The organism is Psychrobacter maritimus, from assembly GCF_904846345.1.
GTDB classification, from domain to species: domain Bacteria; phylum Pseudomonadota; class Gammaproteobacteria; order Pseudomonadales; family Moraxellaceae; genus Psychrobacter; species Psychrobacter maritimus.
On the sequence record NZ_CAJHAJ010000001.1, the window covers coordinates 46,046 to 65,718 of the forward strand.

The following is a 19,673-nucleotide window of genomic DNA, read 5'->3' on the forward strand; positions in this document are numbered from 1 at the left end:
ATTGCTGATAAATAGACAAGCAACCTATCCATTGGTAATAAAATATTTACTGAATAGGCAACGCATAACGAGTGTCATCATGATGCTTCGTCGCAGGCTGCGACACCAAAAACCCGCCCTGACCCAAACCGCCAAAACTATTTTCAGATAATGACAAAGGGGTGATATATTGCTTATCTAACTCTAATTGCATTTCAACTGCCAAGCTCACGCCGCACCATTTGCGAATAAAGTCAATAATGACGTGATACATGTCGCCCGCTGGTAACAGCCTTAAATAACGCTTGGCATCTAACTGGTGAAATACGATTCTAATTTTGCTATCAAACTGTACGACACGCGCGCCGCAAAATGCAGAGAGCCCAAGTGCGGCGTGCTGCCCACCAAGTGCTGTTTGCTCACTTGCGGGCAGATCAAACCATTCAGGCACGAACTGCTCGACACTAACGGTACTATCCAAAAAATGCGACAACACATGCGATAATTGATCGGCAGTCAGACGCCCTGGGGCAATCATGCCAGCATAGGCAATCAAGCTATCGATTGCTGTGAGCTTCTTCGGCTGCCGCGCAAGCGCACGCAAGCTCAGTAGATAACTGTCCTTTTTATTATTTATCTCATATTGTAATGGCAAGTTATAAAACCAACTCGCCTGCACATATAAGTCGGTTAAACGATGATTAAACAAATCTAAAAATGCCGGTGCTGCTTTATCTTTTGCATGATTGACTCGCGATGCCAGATGATCGGTATACATCGCTGGCAAGGCCGCCAATGGACCTGTGAGTCCGATAACTGCTGGATAGACCTCTATCTGCCTACTCTTTACTTGATCCGCCTTTACTGAACTAGCACTGCCTTCCATATTTTCTTGAGCAATGAGCGCCATCGACTCAATTTCAGCTTGCGGATACGCCAGTGACAACGAGGCACGGTAGCGCACTTCAATAGGCGTATGCCCCATACTGACTTCGCGCTCAATCAAACGCAGCGCTTGCAATAGCTCATAGGTTTGCGGCGCAGCGATTAGATCGGTTAAATAAGAGGACTGAGACCACTGCGTGGTTGACATCTATATATCTCCTCTTTGGTAACAGCGTCGCTTATGGACACTTCAACAAAGCTATTTAAACTGGCGTGATAGCCAAAAACATGCGCCAATAAATGGGCAAACTGGCGGATACTGACCCCAGCAAAATTCTTTTGGTTAATTTGAATATCAATCACAGTACCGCGTGCAAAACCCGGTTGCGGCAAACGCTGAATACGTCGAGCTTTAATACTGGTTGCAACAGAGACAATACCTTCAACCAAGAGTTTATTAGAGGCGGATTGGGTAATATCATATAGCGACAGATACTCTTTCATTAGCTCCGCATCTTGAGCAGCCAATGATAAAAAGTTTAGACTAATCAGCGATATCAAGCGCCAACGCTCCTCGCCTGTATATTCAAACCGTGCCGTTCTGGTCGGCTGCTTTAATAACGACAAACTGCTAAAACCTGTCATCCCTTCGCTAAACAAATCGCCGCGGCTTTGACCAAACACCACTTGGGCTGGCAAGTCTCTATTGGTACACAATAAAGAAGCACTCATGCTCACCGCGCCGGATAAATCTTCACGGTTTTTTTCCACGAACATAATCTGATATTCAAAACCTTGCTTGAACTCAGCCATATCCTTATCACGTTTGATATGGTAATAACGACCGTCATCTTGCTGCTCATAATGATTGAGCGCATAAAATGGATGGTATTCACGCTGTATTAAACGACTGTCACTCTGCTTGGATTCTATAACTTTATTAACTTCATAGATTTCATGCTGAAACAATGCACGGGTATCGGGCACCAAATCATAATAGATAGAACGATGAGTGACTTGAATGGGTTTGGCGGCTGCCTTGAATAAGTTGACGACGGGTGTGCAAAACAGCTTGATGCTACTGGCACTCAGTTGCTGTAGATTTTTTAGCCGGATGGTGTTTTTTTTATCAAATTTAAAATAACAGCGAATCTCAAAACCATTGCTATCGATCTTTAAATCAGGGCAAATTTTTCCAAGATTTAGACGTAAAAAATTGAACTTTTCAGGAAAATAAAAGTATTCCTTTAATAAGGCAGAGGCCGCATTACTCACTCGATGGCTTGGAAGAATTTTCTGCTCAGGGTCAAAGCCTATAATCTCGAACGGACTACCCGATACCTTGTTGACTTGCTTGCCCTGCAGATGGGTTTGTCTCACATCACACCACAACAAATCCCAAAGGCTTGTACCTTGACTCGCATCTTCATCTACATATAAATCTAGCGAATGATTTAATAACGCTTGATAATCAAAGCTCGGATTAAGACCTTTGAATTTAATACTAATACAACCATTAAGCAGTCCATGCTGATTGTCGTACACTTCTTGGTGAGTCTCAAAACTGACGTTATCTATCTGCAGCGGCAGTAAAGTCACATCTTGAGTTGACTGGAACTGACACGGCGTCCCGTTTATTTTTTGTGTGGCAAATGGGCTTTGTTTAGGAACTAAAACCGCCTCACTCATCGCATTGCCCTGTACGCCTAAATTAAACTGCGCGATAGAGACCGATGGAAAAGGTTTGAGGTAATCAGGATAAACCACTTCTAATAAGGATTCGGTAAAGTTAGCGTATGAATCGTCCAGCTTTTTATTGATGCGCGCGCTAATCAACGAAAAAGACTGAATAAGGCGCTCAATATGTGGATCATCTACCGTATCGTGCCCCATCAATAGCCGATTGGCTATCTTGGGATATTTCTTGGCAAATTCTTTTGACTGTTTATTAAACAGGCTAAGCTCATGCTCAAAGTAAGGAAGTAAACTGTCCATGATGCCTCAGTATATTGATCGCTGCCAACGACATAGATTGAGCAGTATTTATTGCATTAAATAAATAATGATTATTTTATTAAGTAACGCTGAGAGCTTGGCTCAAAGAACGCATCAAAACTGACCAGCTCTTGTGCTGGATAAACTTTTAGTAAAGCTTCAATAGAAAAACACAGCTGATTGACATCGACCGCGCCAATATCTAATGAGACTCGAACGTTTTTTAATCGAGTATCTTGTTGCTCAACCGTTTGAGCAATTTGACGACAGATATAATCACAATCAACAGGATTGGCACTGCTTAATCCAACGAAGTCCAATATGCCAAAGTTTAATATCGATGAGCGCACGTGTTGATAGGCTTGTAGCTTACTTGACACCACACAACGGGTATTTAATAAAGATTCCAAATCTTGGGCGACGGACGATTTCAATTCATCAATATTAAGCCTGCGAACCACGAGCTCATGCGCTAAATGCCGAGGCTGATCATCGAACAGTTGTTCGAACAAGTTTGGGCGAAAACCCACTTCTTTATTAGAGGCCTTAGCAGCGTAATTCATTGATACCATCGTCCCTAATTGAATAAATAAAAAAGAAAGGCCTAAATATAAACCTTTCTTTTCGGCAAGATATATAAATGGATAACACCTAACACTATCTCGCTTAAGCGGTATAAGTAGCAGTGTTATTGGCTAGCGACCACTTCTTAGTCACTGCGCCTTTAGCAGTACCATCGATATCCTGCTGAGTGTACGTCCACTCAACCGCCGCATACTTAATACCGACTTTTTCGATTGGCACACCTTCTGAACGTACCGTAGGCTCAACACTTGCAATAAGTGCATGCTTCAGTTTCACTTCAAGATATTTAACTCGTTTATCACCGTTGGCACGATAAAAATCAATTTGAATCTCATCGAAAGTATAGCCAGCAGAACACGCTTCCCATAGCTTAGGACTGGTCGAGTCCAAATCTTTCATAAATGTCATATCAGCATGTTCACAACGCTCAGAAGTATGACCACCAACGCTACTGGCTGTCGCTGATTTTGGCTGACGAATCAAATGATCCCAAGTATTTACTTCAAGCCAACCTTTATGCTCGCTATCACGAGACTCGCCATCAATTTTATATTTGCCACGGAACTGAATATAAATATCTTTCATATCACACACCTTGTTTGAGAAGTTTAATGTTAACGTTGGATTTTAATAAACGATCAGCTGTTGCTAGACTGCGGCAGTTGAGTAACCAGTCGCAAAGAAACAGACAATTCGTCAAGTTGAAAGTGTGGTCTCAAAAAGACCACTGACTTGTAGACACCAGGCTTACCCGGTACTTCTACAACTTGTACAGAAGCTTCGCGCAGCGGATACTGGGCTTTTGCTTCTTGAGAGGCACCGTCATCTAACAAGACGTAACGTGAAATCCAGTCATTTAAAAACGACTCAACATTACCAGGCGCTAAAAAACTACCAACCTTGTCACGCATCATGGCTTTTAAGTAATGAGCAATGCGTGAGACCGCCATAATGTACTGCAACTGAGTGGACAACACCGCATTGGCATTGGCATCGTCATTCTGATAGGTCTTGGCTTTTTGTACAGACTGCGCACCGAAAAAGGCAGCATAGTTGGTATTTTTACAATGCACTAACGGTATAAATCCTAAATCACTTAACTCTTTTTCACGGCGATCGGTAATGGATATCTCCGTTGGGCATTTGAGCGCCAAATCACCTTCATCGGTTTTAAAAGTATGCACAGGCAAGCCTTCAACCAACCCACCTCCTTCAACACCGCGGATGGCGGCGCACCAACGATAATCAGAGAAAGCTGACGTCAAACGTGACGCGAAAGCATAGGCCGCATTGACCCATAAATAATCACTGTGGTCTGTACCAGAAACTTCTTCAACAAAATTAAAACCTTCGACCACTGTGCCATCTTTAGGGTTATAAGGTAGACGGCCTAAGAATCTAGGAACAGTAAGCGCCACATAGCGTGCATCTTCAGACTGCCTAAAAGCACGCCAGCGTATATATTCCGCCGTTTCAAATATCTTTGATAAATCACGAGGGCGCCCAATATCTGTAAATGACTCAAGTCCAAACATCTCAGCTGAAGCAGCTGATACAAACGGCGCATGCGCAGCAGCTGCCACATGAGACAGTTGTTCAAGCAAATACATGTCAGCATTTTGGCGCGTGAACTCAAAATCACCGACAATTGCGGCATACGGTTCGCCACCAAAGCTACCAAACTCTTCTTCATATATCTTTTTAAACAGCGTACTTTGATCAAAGTCGATTGACGACTGAAAATCTTTTGTCAGTTCACGCTTAGTGGTATTGAGCATGCGTATTTTTAGCATGGATTCAGAAGGTGTCTGACTGCATAAATAATGCAGACCGCGCCAACTAGACTCCAGCTTTTGGAATTCAGGCGCGTGCATGACCGTTGTCAATTGCTTCGATATCAGCGCATCAATTTGGGCAATACGGGCATCAATCGATGCTGCCAAATTATCCGATAAAGTTACCGTACCTTGCATGACTTCATTAGCAAGCTCTGCAATTTGTGACTTGGCACGGTTTTTTTCATCATCGGATTTAGCAATGTTGCTCTTACTTACGATATCTTCAAGCAAATCAAAGCTTTCTTCTATAATATCTGAACTATACTGGGCTTGAGCGCTCATACCTTATTCCCCATCGCTTAGATTTTGTTCGGCCATTTTTCTGACTTGCTCAGTATTTTTAAGTACCTCGTCCAATAAATCCTCCAACTTTTCGTTGGCTGAGATTTTATTGCGCAAATCAGCCAGTCGATCACGTGCTTGTACCAACTGCTTCAATGGCTCAATTTGCGCGGCTACCGCTTCTGGGCGAAAGTCATCAATGCGATTGAATGCCAAATCAACGGCAAACTCGCCTCCTTTATCACTCAAGTCATTACTAACCCGAAACGTCGCACGCGGTGCTAAACCTGACATCACCTCATCAAAAGTATCTAAGTCCACTTCGACAAACTTTTTATCCTTTAAGCGTGGTTGTTCAAGTACAGAGTCACCAGAGAATTCCCCTAGTACTCCCACCACAAAAGGAATCTCTTTCGTCTCTATCGAGTCGCCCACTTCAACGTCATAAGTAAGATGCACTCGGGGCGCACGTACTTTTGCAAGCTTCTTTTGTACACTGTCTTGATTGGCCATATAAGTCACCTAAGCAATTGCTATTCTGGTTTTATCACACTGGATAAAACGCACCTGTTTTAACGTAAGATCTTGAATGGATCAGCGGTACTTGATTTGCCGCTATTAGATGGCAAGCTTTTAATCGGTTGTTTAGCGGGTAGCACTTTTGGCGCAACTCGTGGCTTCTGTACTACTGTCTTTTTCTTGGCAGTTGTTTTTACTTTTTTCGGTATAGGCGCACGGTGGCGTGAATTTGATGTGCTTTTCATTTGACGCGCTTTCGGTCTTACGATGGGCGCGGGAGGTTTTGGTAAAGACTCATCATAATTAAAGTCGTATATTGAGCCGTATATCTTGCTAAGGGCATTCTGATACTCTTTTATGAAGTCTTCATCTACATCAGTCGATAAGTAATGCCCCTTGAGCTGATTTTGAGCCACCATAGCACTACTGTTGAGCAGGACTTTTTTCAAAGTCGGCGTGCTATAGCCTTTTTCAACAGCTTCACTGGCGGCATAGACAGCATTAGCATGATAACCATTGCTATAGTAAATCTGAGCCAACAGCTCCCATGCTAGGGAATCGGCAGGATTAACAATAACTCTTTGATTCAATTCTGCAATCAGCTGATGTAGCGCCACAGATTTTTCGTCTGCATTTTTGAGTGCAGCATATCGATTGGTAATACTAGATTCCGGCTCTCTTTCTTGGATTGAAAGCTCACTATGGGCGGCACTCATCCCTGAACACATAATAATAAAACCAGCGATAGCCGATTTAGTCACTTTACTGACATTACCTATCATAAGATTACTCACCGCAGACCCAATTTTTTTGATTCATTGACATACCCTAATACCCAAATCTATTCATCTGACGTATTCAGTAACGTCGTCAAATTTTCCAAAGTTATTTTCAACTCGCTTTTATCACTACTACTTAGCGTCACATCATCTTGATAACTATCAATATTGGTCTCAGTGATTTTGACAGCAGACAACATCGCGAGCTGACGAGCTTCTAGCGACTGCGCGTCAAACTCTAAAGCTTTTGTAGCCGCTCGCAATGAGCGCGCATATTTTTGTGCTTGATAATTACTTTGTGCAATTAGCATCCATTGGGCAGCCGTTATTTGACTCTCATCATCTACTGCGATGACTTCTGGTAAATAAGACCATGATGGCGACTGAAGTTTTTTAGCGATCAGCGGCGGCGATGAAATAGGTTGTGGTGTTTTTTTGGCACCGGCACTACAACCCGTTATTAACACCCCAGTGCTCAACACAATAGACAATAAACTTATAGTAGAAAGCTTAGTAGCATAAATATTATTCATAAGCGAAATGCCATCAATAAGAACGCAAAAATAAGAAAAAACGAGCAATAAAATTGATAAATTATAACTAAAGTTCATCCTCATCATAATTATATTTGAATCGATTATACAGATACTTGACAATATTTCAATAAACTCTATAATTTTCTTAGCAAATAATTTAGCAGTGCTTACCTTTAAGTGACCGGCTGCGTAATATTTTCGCAGTTATCGGAATATCACCTATGCTCTCCAAGACTAATAACATTCATGAAGTATCCATAAATAAAGACTTAGAGGGTACAATTACTCTTAGTTTAACTGCCTTCTCTTGGTCAAGTGCCATTAATGAGACATTACCCAATAAGTTACTGGCTTATAGTTACACTTTTTTAAATTCGAACGAATGTTTGTCTTTATTAAATACATCTGTTTGCTTATCCAGTGCTTTAGCCGATTTGGGTGTAACCTACCGTACAGGTCTTATTCAAGCGGTTTATTACCAACATTCTGATGGTGGCGTGCACTTTTATACGTTAGACATTGTTACACCTGATTGGCAATTGACCCAATCTATACATAGCCGCACATTCACACAGCAGTCTACGCTTAGCATTATCACTAGCATTCTTACGCATTATGATTTTGATTGGCAGGTTTCTGATGCGCTGTTGGCATCAGAGCGCTTCAACGCTTCGCTTCCGATGCGCACTCAATCTAACTTGAGTGACTGGGACTTTATAAAAGGCGTATTAACGGATATTGGAGCTTTTGCCCTATGGCAGCCGGGTGATTCGGTAGACAATCTCGGTACTTGGTATTTGGCCAGTCGTTTAGATGAGCTTGAGCAGTCAGTGATGCACTATCGTTATGCTCAGTCTTCTATTCAGTCAGGACAAGATACGATTAATACGCTACAAATGAGTGTCAAACAGCTGGGTAGCGCTACTGTTCAGGTAAAAGCTGATGGATTGGCAACAGATATTATCTATGAGGGTCAGGCAGCTGATGAATCACCGTTAGCATTAGATGACAGCACTATATTATTTGGCTCCCCCTCTCGTATTAATAGCGATGAAGCAGCAGCACAGCTTGCGGCTCAATGGGTTGCTGCTAATAATTGTCAGCGCGAAACCTACCGAGCTATGGGGGCCATGCGAGGAGTCCATACGGGTTCTTCTGTGAGTATCAGTGACTTGCCTGCGATAGGCGGTCTCTCTGCCCATTGTTTAGAAGCTCACGTGATGGGTATCGAGCCGGACAGTGATAGCGTCTCTTATAACAATCGCACTTTTATTCAAGATTGGCTACGTAAGGTTACCCAGCATCGTTTCATCAGTATTCCTGAGCATGGTTATGAGCTTTTATTTGAAACTGGCATATGGGCATCCGCAACCCTTTTACGTGCGACCACACCCTACTGCCCCTATCCCAGCAGCTTATCGTTAGTAAGCAATAGCTATATAGGTCTTACCCAAGCACGGACTGGTGACACTACCACGCCAAGCTATGAATCACACGTCACTGACAACGGTTTACAGCAAACTATCACTACCCCTGTCTGGTCAGGTATCAGCCCTCATGATGACGGTACTACCCCACCGCTACGTTCATTACAACTGTCATCGGGTGCGTCACATGGCTGGCAGTTTTCTCCAAGACTTGGACAATCGGTACTCCTTAACTATTGGTATGGTGATATAGACAGCCCTGTTATTACCCGCTCTATTTATGACGGTATTGGTATGGGCGATGTGGATGACAAAGATATCACTTGTTTGGATGCAGGGCGGTCTAATCGCCATAACTTGCAAGGCGGATCTTCTCCTCGTTGGCATGGTGGTGGTTTGGGTCATTCACAAATTCAAGAGGATGATAATCACAGTGGTTGGATATCCGGTATTGCGCAATATGGGCTAACTTCTGAGTCTGAGTCTGAGGTTGCTTTCGGTTTTGATGATACGCCACATAAAGTTGGTCTACAGTGGACCGTCAATACTGGCGCACGTGCCAATGCTGAGACGCCAACTATTACAGATCAAGCTACCTTTGCTCCTGACGAGCATGTATTAGAATTGGGCGTACTACGTCATCGCTTTAGTAATCATCAATCAACAGATAGCGGTCAAGGGATTAATCTAGCAACCGACCATGGTTTGCAAATCACCGGCGATACAGGCGTACTGCTATCCACCTTTGATATCAGACATAGTCAAAGCGAGCACGAATCGGCTTGGGTCAATGATGCAGGACAACGTCAGTTAAGAATGGGCACTGAGCTGAGTGAAACTTTTAAAGAGGCAAAGCAGGCGCACTTACAATCTACCCAAGCAATGAATATCGCCAACCCATCAATAGATGCCTTTCAAACAGCGGCGCAAGTAATAGACGACACGCTAAATACTGAAATCTTAGGCGCACCTGATGTACTGCTAGTCAGTAAAGACAGTATCCTCGCATCTGCAAGCAATACGCTATGGTCTGCGAAAACCATCGTCAGACAATCAGGCGCTACGCAGTCGGATGTAGTGGCAGGTAATTATACGCTGATGGCAAATACGATTGACTCCCTCTCTGGGGCTGGTGGTCAAGCCGATCTATCAGGGTTACATATCAGCGCCAATACCAAACCTGTAGCCATACACGCACAAAGCGGTGAGTTGCAATTGCACAGTCAGCAGTCGATGACGATTGGCAGTGAGTCAGGACAGGTGAATCTGTCAAGTCCTAAGCGGATTAAGCTGCAAACGTCAGGTGGAGCTTCAATCACAATCGATGACGGTGGAATTAAGCTTGTGTGTCCGGGGACGATTAATGTTCTGGCGGTGAAGAAGAGTTTGACTGGTGGGGCGAGAACTAATTACTCGTTACCGAGGATGCCTGAGACGATTCCGTTATTTAGTAACAAGCTAGATGTTTATGATTTGTTTTATCAACATAACTTTGAGGATATTGAGTTTCAAATACTGCGCCCTGATGGGCAGCTGATAGAAGGAGTACTCGATGAGCATGGACGTACCGCGCCGGTTATTAGTGATAAAGAAGAAAATGTTGAGGTATTGATAGGGTTTAAAGATGCAGATTGGGGTATGGAGTTTGAACCTGATGAAGATGAAGAAATAGAAGCCTTTAGTGAGAATGACAGTAATAAGTCAAACAATTCGTTAGATCAAAACTCTTATCAGGAAGACAACGATGAATAAGAATAAACAGACATTAATTCAAATACGCTTCGTTGACCTTATGAATAAGCCTTTTTCTAACCTTTATCATGAAGTTAGAGTTTCAGGACATAAGTATGCTTCTAGTGCAGGTAACTCTAATGCTAAAGGACTAGGAGTATGGATTGAAAAACCTGTAGGAACCCAGCTCGATATTCTAGTCCGCAACCCATTGACGAAAAAATTAGTCACTGCAAAACAACATATTATTGTTCCCGCTACAAAGGGGGTTTTTCGCGTTCAGGCTCCCTTTTCTATTCAGACAGTTAAACTTAGAGAACTTGCAAAGAACGCTGGTTCGTACAAAAGAAGTACTCACAAAGTTACGGCCAGTAAAGATGAGTATGAAGTTAAAAAAGGCCAAGATCTATACACCATTGCTAAAATGCATAACACAACATGGCAGATACTAGCGCAGCTCAATAAGGCGACCATAAAAGACCCTGACAAAATAGTTCCAGGTCAATTTATTAAAGTGCCGCCAACGGGCAGTAGCTTAACGGGCAAAACTAATGAGAAACCTGACTCACTAACCTCACAGACTCACTATAAAGTTAAAAAAGGTGAGACGTTATCTAGCATCTCACAAAGAAGTGGCGTGTCAGTAAAACAGCTTCAACGTATGAATGGGATAATTAACCCTACAACATTGCAAGCAGGTCAAACGATCAAGCTACGTAGCAATGGCTCAACACAAACTCACACGACACCTAAATCCTCGCCAATCCCAACTACTAGCCCCCCATCAAAGCCCTCTTCAAAACCGTCTTCTTCTGAGGAAGAGGAAGGATTTCTCGGTAGTCTGCTTGAAAGTATAGAAGATGGTTTAGGCGCGTTAGGCGACAAGGAAAAAGAGGGTCTAGGGGGTATCAATGACGCTATAAGCGGTGACAAGAATGATAAGCCAGCTGGAGGAGCGCCTTCGGTTGGTACTGACTCAAACAGTAACGCCTCATCTACATCAGGTGGTTATACCGTAAAAAGTGGCGATACGTTAAGCGGTATTGCTAAAAAGCAAGGTGTCAATACAAATGATTTAGCTCGCGCTAATAATTTGAAGTTATCTGGTAATATTCATCCAGGGCAAAAATTAAAAATTCCTGCAAATGGCGCTAATTCCTTATCCACAGTTAGTTCTTCGCCATCAAATAGAACAGATAGTCCTGTCAACGTTATTACAAAAACTAGCAATAGCTCTGACGGTACGCCAAAGGATGTCGCTACAACAAATGGCGCTTGTATTTGTAAAGCGCATGATTTGATCTGGAGCGGTCATCCAAAAGTTAATTGCAAGTTTAGAAAGAAAGTTATTGAGATATGTCAAGACTTGTGGCCGAATGATTATTTAGCAATGGCTAATAACTTGATGGCATTAATGCATCTCGAAACAGGTGGAAGTTTTGATCCAAAACAACCAAATGGTGTTGGGTACTACGGTTTAATACAGTTTGGAGAGTTAGCTCGTACAGATTTAAAAATCTCCAAAGAGCGACTTGTAAGTATGTCAGCAGTAGAACAGCTTGACTGGGTCAAAAAGTATTTTGAATTGTACGATAGGTATAAAAAGGTACATAGCTTTTTAGAAATGTATTTAACTATACTCTATCCTTCTACCGTTACTGGAAAAGAACTAAAAGATAAAGATATTGTTTTTAGAGACAACGGTAAAATAAAAAAAGACAATCCTTATTTAGCTAATAAATCGTTTATGAAAGAAAAAGATGAAAGAAAAAAAGAAGGTTTTAAAGGTGGAGTCACTTATGCTTGGGAAGTAAGTCAAGAAATTGAGAGTCACTACAAAGATGGAGAGAAAGCAGAAAATAGAAGACTTACATCTACTTGTCCTCAAGTCGTACAGCCACCTATTCAACCAATTGATAGCTCAAAACTTAACCCGTTAGCATGTGGTGGAGATAAACACTACAAAAGAACATTGAAAAATATTGAGCAGCTCCATTCTATTTATCAGCCTTATGTTATTAAATTAATTAATGAAGGATATAAAAAGACTGGTCTCACTTGGGTAATCACCGATGGTTACCGCAGCCCTGAGTCTCAAGACAAATTACCTTCAGGTGTAACCAATGCAGGAGCTCTTGAAAGCTATCATCAATATGGATTAGCTATAGATGTCGTCTCAGTGACTAACGGAGAGATTACGTATTTGAAAAATAACTCTTTATCAATAGAGCATAGTAAAAAGCTGGGACCTATTGGCATAAGTTTAGGTTTAGAATGGGGAGGAAGTTGGACGAGAAAGAAAGACTATCCTCACTTTCAAATAAAACCTAACAATAAAACGTGGAGGGACTTAAAACCTCAACTGTTAAAAATAGGCATTGGAAATTATAAAAACCTGAAATTTAATTAAAGAGAATTAGTATGGATAAATTTACAAAAATAATAGTTATGTTCATCGTCGCTTTCTTCGGCACTGCTTGTATAAGTACAAGTGCAGATACTAAAAAACCAAAAAATAAAATTATTGATCAATTTGTTTCTGGTGTTGAAATTAACACAGGATCTATTCCACTACAAACATTAAACGATAGCTTCGAAGCAGATCCTGATGGTGGACCAATTCTCAATCAGAAAGTTGAATTATTCGAGTTAGGCAATGGGGAATGTCTGTCTTTAGTTACACTCTACAATGAGTCTGGTTTTGGAGGATATGAAGATTTATTGATTTTTAAAAGAGATAAAATTTTAGTTAGTTTACAAAGAAATTTATTCTTTTCGAAAGAAAATGGTGAAGTTGCCAAATCAGATGTAAAATATGATCATAATATTGATGATTCAAAAAATACTAAATCTATCTTAAGAGAAGATTTTGATAGATATAAAATTAAATTTAATACAAAAGTTAAATCTACTTGTATCTAATAATATTAAGTACTTAGTAATACGATATAAACAGGATAAACATGTTTAAAAAATTAGTCATTATCGTTTTTACAACTTTATTGTTAGCTTCTTGCTATGGACATAGAGATGCATCTAGTTTTAATACAGATTGGAACGGTATATATACGTACAGCACTTATCGGACTAATGAAAGTACAGGCACTGGTATCGGAGAGTCTTATACACTAACATTAGCAGACAATAGATGTAATGTTGATATTGTGGGTTATCAAGTTGATAAGCATTTCGCTTGCTATTTGGAGACCACCACGAGACCAAACTATATAAATATTTATGATCTAGATAATAAGACAAAGTTTGGAGAAGTTAAACGCACAGGTGTAGATGACTACTTGATTAAAGTTACATATTTTGATGAATACAATGAACCTGATAACAATTTTTATTCTTTAGATAAGAAATGATTATCTCCTATTAACTCTTAGATTAACACATGAAGTGCAATGACCCCTGCCGTCAAATCCATAGACATTAACTTGATAATGAATTTTACAATTTATCATTATTCTATGTTAAAAACGTTTAAACCAAAAAAATCCGACCACGTTAAGTGATCGGATTTTTAATATTTGGTGGAGATGGCGGGAGTTGAACCCGCGTCCGCCAGCATTACGCTCATGAATCTACATGTTTAGTTTCTGTCTTTAGTTTTAATCCGCACCGATCCGACAGTCAGGATGGATTGGACGATTCTCTACTTTTGAACCCAAGCGATTGAGACAATCACTTGTGGCGAGCCTACATGCGGACGCTTCAACTTAGTTGACCAACTGTAGGTGATCAGCAACCAAGTAAGCAGGGTTTAAGCTGCTAGAGCGTAAGTTTCGTCGTTTGCGACTATAACAATATATGTTTGATTAACGAGAGGACATACACTCTCGACATGCATCATTGAGTTTCATCACCAGCGTCGAAGCCAGAACATCCCCAATAAGACTGACCATTATATAGGACTTAGCCATAGAATTTCAACCTATAAGCAGTCCGTATTACATTAAGTTACAGCTTAAGGTGCTAAGCCAAAACTTTATTCATCCATTTACCGATATTTTGGATTTGCGGCATGCAAACTTGGTGCGCCATCGGATAGGTATGATAAACGACACTGTAGCCTTTCGCTGATAACAACTCCTGTGCCTTCTCACCTAAAACCACAGGTACAACAGGGTCGTGCGTACCATGCTCTATCAATATCGGCATGTCTTTATTAGCCTCACTATAGTCAATATTGTCATTGGTCGCAAGATACGTAGACAGTGCCATCAATCCTGCTAAGCGCTGTGGATAGCCGAGCGCCACATGATACGCTACTGCCCCGCCCTGCGAAAATCCAGCAATCACAATATGTTCAGGTTTAACACCGCGCTCGATTTCACGAGCAATCAAGTCATGGATTTGCTGTGAGGACTCTTCAATCTGCGCGATATCGACTTTGCGCTCAAGGCTCATCTCTAATATATCATACCATGCGGGCATGACCATACCGCCATTGACCGTCACTGGTCGATTGGGTGCATGCGGAAAGATAAAACGTACCGCCATGTCATCCGCAAGACCTAACTGTGGTACGACTGGCTCAAAGTCATGACCGCTAGCACCCAAACCATGCAGCCAAATCACGGCTCTGTCTATCTTTTTTTGTGAGGGATTATGTTCGACAATAACGGCATCTAAATAGTTACTCATGTTTTTAAGTTCCTTTAACTGATAAATAAAACCAGATTTATTTGTTTGATTAAGCAAGACATACAATATCTAAATTAGAATATATAACCTGAATCATTACAGTTTTAAGCATGCATAAAAAAACCCTCTAACGTATCTAATAGAACAGCAATAGATGCGACAAAGGGCAAATAAATGTATGGCAGAAAATCTAAGTAATCGATTGGACTGGTTGCTTAATATCCGCATTTTGACCACGATGACGCAGATAATGATCAAGCAAGACAATCGCTAACATCGCTTCTGCAATGGGCGTTGCTCGCACACCCACACAAGGGTCATGACGACCTTTAGTCAGCATCTCAATCGCTTGCCCCTCTGTATTGATACTCTTGCCAGCCGTGGTAATACTAGAGGTTGGCTTCAGTGCAATACTGATACGGATATCTTGTCCTGACGAGATACCGCCCAAGATACCGCCTGCATGATTAGCCGTAAAACCATCAGGGGTCATCTCATCACGAGAACTATGCCCAAACTGCCCTGCCACCGCCATACCATCACCAACTTCAACGCCTTTAACGGCATTAATACTCATCATCGCATGGGCAATATCCGCATCTAAGCGGTCAAATACCGGCTCACCCAATCCTACGGGCACGCCACTGGCGATAATCTCCAAACGTGCTCCGCAGCTCGTTCCTTCACGGCGCAAGCTGTCTATCAAGACTTCAAAGCGACTGACTGCGTCTTTATCCGCACAAAAGAACGGATTGCTATTAACAAAATCCCAGTCGATTTGACTTGGGTCTAGCACTTGACTGTATTCCGAGCCAATTTGGGTAACATGCCCGCGCACTTGGACGCCTAAGCGCTGATGCAAGTATTTCTTAGCGATAGCACCTGCCGCCACACGCATAGCCGTTTCACGCGCAGATGAACGCCCGCCGCCGCGATAATCGCGAAAGCCGTATTTCATACTATAAGTATAGTCGGCATGACCGGGGCGAAAAGTGTCTTTTATTTCACTATAATCTTTTGATTTTTGATTGGTGTTACGAATCAAAAGCCCAATCGATGTGCCCGTCGTTTTACCTTCAAAGACGCCAGAAATAATCTCAACTTCATCAGATTCACGGCGCTGGGTCGAGTATTTAGACGTCCCAGGTTTACGGCGATCCAAATCTACCTGCAAATCTGCTTCACATAATTCTAAACCTGGTGGCACGCCATCGACGATAGCCATCAGGCCTGCACCATGCGACTCACCGCACGTCGTTACCGTAAAAACCTGTCCAATACTATTGCCAGCCATATTTATCCTTAAACAAATGAAGTCGATTTTTAATTGCCATTTTTTAATTCTAGTGTCAATGTCAAACTTACTTTATTGATTGCTATCCAATAATTGCACATAAGCGGCAAATAACTGGCGATGGGTCATTAGCTCATCATAAGTAATGGCAAAGATACCATGACCGCCATGAGCAAACCTTAACCAATCAAACTGAATCTCAGGATAAGCCTGTTTTAATGCCCACTCACTATCGCCCACTTCACAGACAAGCAACCCTTCAGGGCTTAAATAATCTGGCGCTTCAAACAAAATACGATGTACCAAATCCAGCCCGTCTTGACCGGCTGCGAGCGCATGTTCCGGCTCATATAAAAACTCAGGGGGCAAATCTGCCATGATAGCGGCATCGACATACGGAGGATTGGTGACAATCAGCTCATATTGATGCTCAGCCGGAATCTTAGCAAATAAGTCAGATTCAATTACATTGACTTGATGACCTAAGTCATGATGATCGACGTTGACCATCGCGACTTCCAGCGCCCCTTTATCGATATCGACGGCATCAACCAGTGCATCGATAAAACGTGTGGCAAGTGCAATAGCGATACAGCCAGAACCGGTGCATAAATCTAAAATACGCTCGGGCTGTGATAGCTGTTTAATCTCTAAGCCATGATCATAAAAAGCCGGTACTTGATTATTGATACTAACGCCTATCGGTTTTGCAAGCTCGCTTACTTCAAAGTACGGATGGAACTGCTGACGAATCAGCTCAGCGATAGGCGAGCGTGGAATTAGAACGCGCTCATCGACATAAAAAGGCAAGTCACAGAAATACGATAAATTAATCAAATAGCTTAATGGCTTACGCTCAGCGATACGCTCTTCTAATAAACTCAGTACCTGCTGCTTCTCTGATGTGGTCAGGCGGCAATCCAAAATCTGATCATTGGCAGCCCAATCTAAAGATAAAGAATGCAACACAATAGCAGAGGCTTCAGCGAACTCATCTGTCGTTCCTTGAGCGACTACCACATCATAATTGCGTAGCTGGGTGACGGCAAAACGAATAAAGTCACGGATACTGACCAGCTGCTCACGCGCCTCTTCAAGCTCTGCATGCAGGTTGGCAAACTCATCATGCTCACCGAGCAGACCTGTCTCTAAATCATACTCCGGCTCATTATCCAAGCCTTGCGACTCATCATCAAAGTACTGATTTTGAAACTCTTCTGCGCTCATGGTTTGGTCTTCTGACATATCGCACCTTACTGATTTACATGCTTACTAACTACATGCGTATGGGTTAAATCGCTTTTAATTAGCAGCTGATTTATTAAATAAAAACTCGTCACCCATTATAGACGCAAACGTCATGATGCGCCAATAACTGTATATTGTACTGACTGGGTTTTTTACGGCAAAAAACTGCCTATCTACTTGCTTACCGACTAATATAGTTAAATTTAGCAAGTTTAGGTATTTGGGCAAATGAGATTGAGCATTAGGATAATATTTGACTATAAAGTATAAAATTAACCATTGTAGCAATAATCAACGGCAACCCTATATCCAGCATGACTAAATTATTTCCCAACTGTAGTGAATACGTCAACAGTTGACGTTTAGCAAGCCCTAAACGAAAAAAGATGTGTCAAAAGTTTGCGAAGCATCCAAATTATGCGCATAATAGCCCCATTAGTTATAACCATAAGTATGCCAATATGATGAAAATGAAGCCTCTTATTACCGCCATCTCAATTGCTATCGTTAGTGCCAGTATCAGCGCTGTTGCTGCACCTGCCGACACGACGCGCACCTTACCAGTACGCAAAGCTGACTCAATGCCTAGCATCGCTAAGAAAGTGAGCTTGGATGTGCAAGAAAGCCGTAGCAGCTCAATTGATGCTCGTACTACTGTGCAGCCAACTGTCAATCAAGCGAATAAAGCCAAGCCAGCTGACCGTATGACTCAGCTGATTGACTCAAAGCAAGAAGCTGAAGCCAATTCAGCAGCGGTTAGCGCTGATAATATGACCGTGGAAGAACTGTCTCTTAAAGATGTGCAGTCTGATAGCACTGACGATATCAGCGAAGGTCAAGCCGTTGCTGCCCCTTCTACATCGACCGCTGATAGCGCAAATGACCCTGCGATTAAAAGCATCGAAGATATCGACGGTAAAAAGCATACCACACTGAATTTATCTAATTATGCCAAACAAGTAAACGGCGCCACATGGACACCGAATATGAAAGTCAACTCGGCAATGACCATCAAAATGCAGGCGCTATTGGATTGGAACCACGCCTCTCCTGGTGCTATTGATGGCGGCTGGGGCATGAACAGTAAAAAAGCACTTATTAACTTCCAGACTATGAAAGGCTTGCCAGCAACGGGCAAAATGGACCAAAAAACGTGGGATGCTTTAAATAAAAATATCCCAGCCAATAAGCCCGTGCTCGTGACTTATACCATCACTGAAGATGATGTGAATACTAACTTTGCTAACATGCCTGCAGGCTCAGAAGCCAAGTCAAAAATGAAAGGCTTATACTATCAAGACATCAAAGAGATGTTTGGTGAGCGCTTCCATATGGATGTGCGCTATTTAGATAAGCTGAATAAAAACAAGCAATATAAAGCGGGCGAAACCATCACTGTTTTGAATACCCGTGCCCCGCTTAAGCAGCGTATCAACCGTGTCGTTGCCAATAAAGCTGATAAGACCTTATACGCTTATAACGATGATAAGCTGGTTGCCACTTATCCAACCACCATTGGTAGTGACGCCACGCCATCACCGCAAGGTTCGTTTAAAATCATTAACAAGGTAAAAATGCCTTGGTATAAAGCAACCGTTGGTAAGGGCGCCGATAAAAAAATCCATATGCTACCACCAGGCCCAAACAGCCCTGTCGGTGTTGTATGGATGGGCTTATCGAAACCCTCATATGGTATTCATGGTTCACCAAAGCCTGAAGGCATCAGCCGTCAAGCCTCGGCAGGCTGTGTACGTCTGACTAACTGGGATGTGCTAGAGGTTTATGCCAATATCGAAAATGGCGCAACCGTTGAGCTCAAATAGTTAGCAGTTAATGCAAATGAATAAAAAAGACCTTGATATGTATCAAGGTCTTTTTTATTTAAAGCGATACAAACTTTTAATACAAACTACATGCCAATAAAA

The 19,673-nt window shown here is 42.0% G+C and carries 16 protein-coding genes and 1 other RNA gene; 5 read left to right on the forward strand and 12 right to left on the reverse strand.

All coding sequences use genetic code 11. From position 1 onward, the window contains the following. Nucleotides 1-46: 46 nt before the first annotated feature. The 8 genes from tssG to JMX50_RS00200 form a co-directional block, all read right to left on the reverse strand. Nucleotides 47-1,072, reverse strand: coding sequence for a type VI secretion system baseplate subunit TssG (gene tssG, locus JMX50_RS00165; RefSeq protein ID WP_201628003.1), 1,026 nt, complete (start codon nucleotides 1,070-1,072; stop codon nucleotides 47-49). Then, nucleotides 1,036-2,859, reverse strand: a complete 1,824-nt coding sequence (gene tssF / locus JMX50_RS00170) for a type VI secretion system baseplate subunit TssF (protein ID WP_201628004.1) — start codon at nucleotides 2,857-2,859, stop codon at nucleotides 1,036-1,038. The genes tssG and tssF overlap by 37 nt, the downstream gene beginning before the upstream one ends. A gap of 71 nt (nucleotides 2,860-2,930) precedes the next feature. Continuing rightward, the gene (tssE, locus tag JMX50_RS00175; RefSeq protein WP_201628005.1) at nucleotides 2,931-3,422 is read right to left on the reverse strand and encodes a type VI secretion system baseplate subunit TssE; all 492 of its coding nucleotides are present in this window, start codon (nucleotides 3,420-3,422) and stop codon (nucleotides 2,931-2,933) included. A gap of 103 nt (nucleotides 3,423-3,525) precedes the next feature. After that, nucleotides 3,526-4,029 (reverse strand): Hcp family type VI secretion system effector, encoded by a 504-nt coding sequence (locus JMX50_RS00180; protein WP_025651832.1) that lies wholly within the window; start codon nucleotides 4,027-4,029, stop codon nucleotides 3,526-3,528. A 53-nt stretch (nucleotides 4,030-4,082) separates the two neighbouring features. After that, nucleotides 4,083-5,564: a type VI secretion system contractile sheath large subunit gene (gene tssC, locus JMX50_RS00185; RefSeq protein WP_201628006.1), complete on the reverse strand. Its 1,482-nt coding sequence runs from the start codon at nucleotides 5,562-5,564 to the stop codon at nucleotides 4,083-4,085. A gap of 3 nt (nucleotides 5,565-5,567) precedes the next feature. Further along, nucleotides 5,568-6,077: a type VI secretion system contractile sheath small subunit gene (gene tssB, locus JMX50_RS00190; protein ID WP_200662664.1), complete on the reverse strand. Its 510-nt coding sequence runs from the start codon at nucleotides 6,075-6,077 to the stop codon at nucleotides 5,568-5,570. A gap of 59 nt (nucleotides 6,078-6,136) precedes the next feature. Beyond that, the gene (locus tag JMX50_RS00195) at nucleotides 6,137-6,865 is read right to left on the reverse strand and encodes a hypothetical protein (RefSeq protein WP_201628007.1); all 729 of its coding nucleotides are present in this window, start codon (nucleotides 6,863-6,865) and stop codon (nucleotides 6,137-6,139) included. A 59-nt stretch (nucleotides 6,866-6,924) separates the two neighbouring features. Next, nucleotides 6,925-7,395: a hypothetical protein gene (locus JMX50_RS00200; RefSeq protein ID WP_201628008.1), complete on the reverse strand. Its 471-nt coding sequence runs from the start codon at nucleotides 7,393-7,395 to the stop codon at nucleotides 6,925-6,927. Nucleotides 7,396-7,619: 224 nt separating this feature from the next. Between JMX50_RS00200 and JMX50_RS00205 the strand changes: the two genes are divergently transcribed. Genes JMX50_RS00205 through JMX50_RS00220 form a run of 4 tightly spaced genes read left to right on the forward strand, consistent with a single transcriptional unit; the run spans nucleotide 7,620 to nucleotide 13,924 of the window. Continuing rightward, nucleotides 7,620-10,577: a DUF2345 domain-containing protein gene (locus JMX50_RS00205; RefSeq protein WP_201628009.1), complete on the forward strand. Its 2,958-nt coding sequence runs from the start codon at nucleotides 7,620-7,622 to the stop codon at nucleotides 10,575-10,577. Further along, nucleotides 10,570-12,966, forward strand: coding sequence for a LysM peptidoglycan-binding domain-containing protein (locus tag JMX50_RS00210; protein ID WP_201628010.1), 2,397 nt, complete (start codon nucleotides 10,570-10,572; stop codon nucleotides 12,964-12,966). Before JMX50_RS00205 ends, JMX50_RS00210 begins: the two co-directional genes overlap by 8 nt. 11 nt (nucleotides 12,967-12,977) lie before the next feature. Continuing rightward, nucleotides 12,978-13,478, forward strand: a complete 501-nt coding sequence (locus JMX50_RS00215; RefSeq protein WP_201628011.1) for a hypothetical protein — start codon at nucleotides 12,978-12,980, stop codon at nucleotides 13,476-13,478. A 41-nt stretch (nucleotides 13,479-13,519) separates the two neighbouring features. After that, on the forward strand, nucleotides 13,520-13,924 hold the full coding sequence (locus JMX50_RS00220) for a DUF5991 domain-containing protein (RefSeq protein ID WP_201628012.1): 405 nt from the start codon (nucleotides 13,520-13,522) through the stop codon (nucleotides 13,922-13,924). Between the two features lie 166 nt (nucleotides 13,925-14,090). On the opposite strand, the gene ssrA is transcribed toward JMX50_RS00220, so the two are convergent. The 4 genes from ssrA to prmB form a co-directional block, all read right to left on the reverse strand. Continuing rightward, nucleotides 14,091-14,449, reverse strand: a transfer-messenger RNA (tmRNA) gene (gene ssrA / locus JMX50_RS00225). An 85-nt stretch (nucleotides 14,450-14,534) separates the two neighbouring features. Then, a complete protein-coding gene (locus JMX50_RS00230) occupies nucleotides 14,535-15,206 on the reverse strand; it encodes an alpha/beta hydrolase (protein WP_201628013.1) in 672 nt (223 codons plus the stop codon). Between the two features lie 190 nt (nucleotides 15,207-15,396). Continuing rightward, nucleotides 15,397-16,500 (reverse strand): chorismate synthase, encoded by a 1,104-nt coding sequence (gene aroC, locus JMX50_RS00235; RefSeq protein WP_201628014.1) that lies wholly within the window; start codon nucleotides 16,498-16,500, stop codon nucleotides 15,397-15,399. A gap of 72 nt (nucleotides 16,501-16,572) precedes the next feature. Then, nucleotides 16,573-17,745 carry a 50S ribosomal protein L3 N(5)-glutamine methyltransferase gene (gene prmB, locus JMX50_RS00240; RefSeq protein ID WP_201628015.1) on the reverse strand — a complete coding sequence of 391 codons (1,173 nt, stop codon included), beginning with the start codon at nucleotides 17,743-17,745 and terminating at the stop codon, nucleotides 16,573-16,575. A 389-nt stretch (nucleotides 17,746-18,134) separates the two neighbouring features. On the opposite strand from prmB, the gene JMX50_RS00245 reads away from it, so the two are divergent. Next, nucleotides 18,135-19,571 (forward strand): L,D-transpeptidase family protein, encoded by a 1,437-nt coding sequence (locus tag JMX50_RS00245; RefSeq protein WP_201628016.1) that lies wholly within the window; start codon nucleotides 18,135-18,137, stop codon nucleotides 19,569-19,571. The last annotated feature ends 102 nt before the right edge of the window (nucleotides 19,572-19,673 follow it).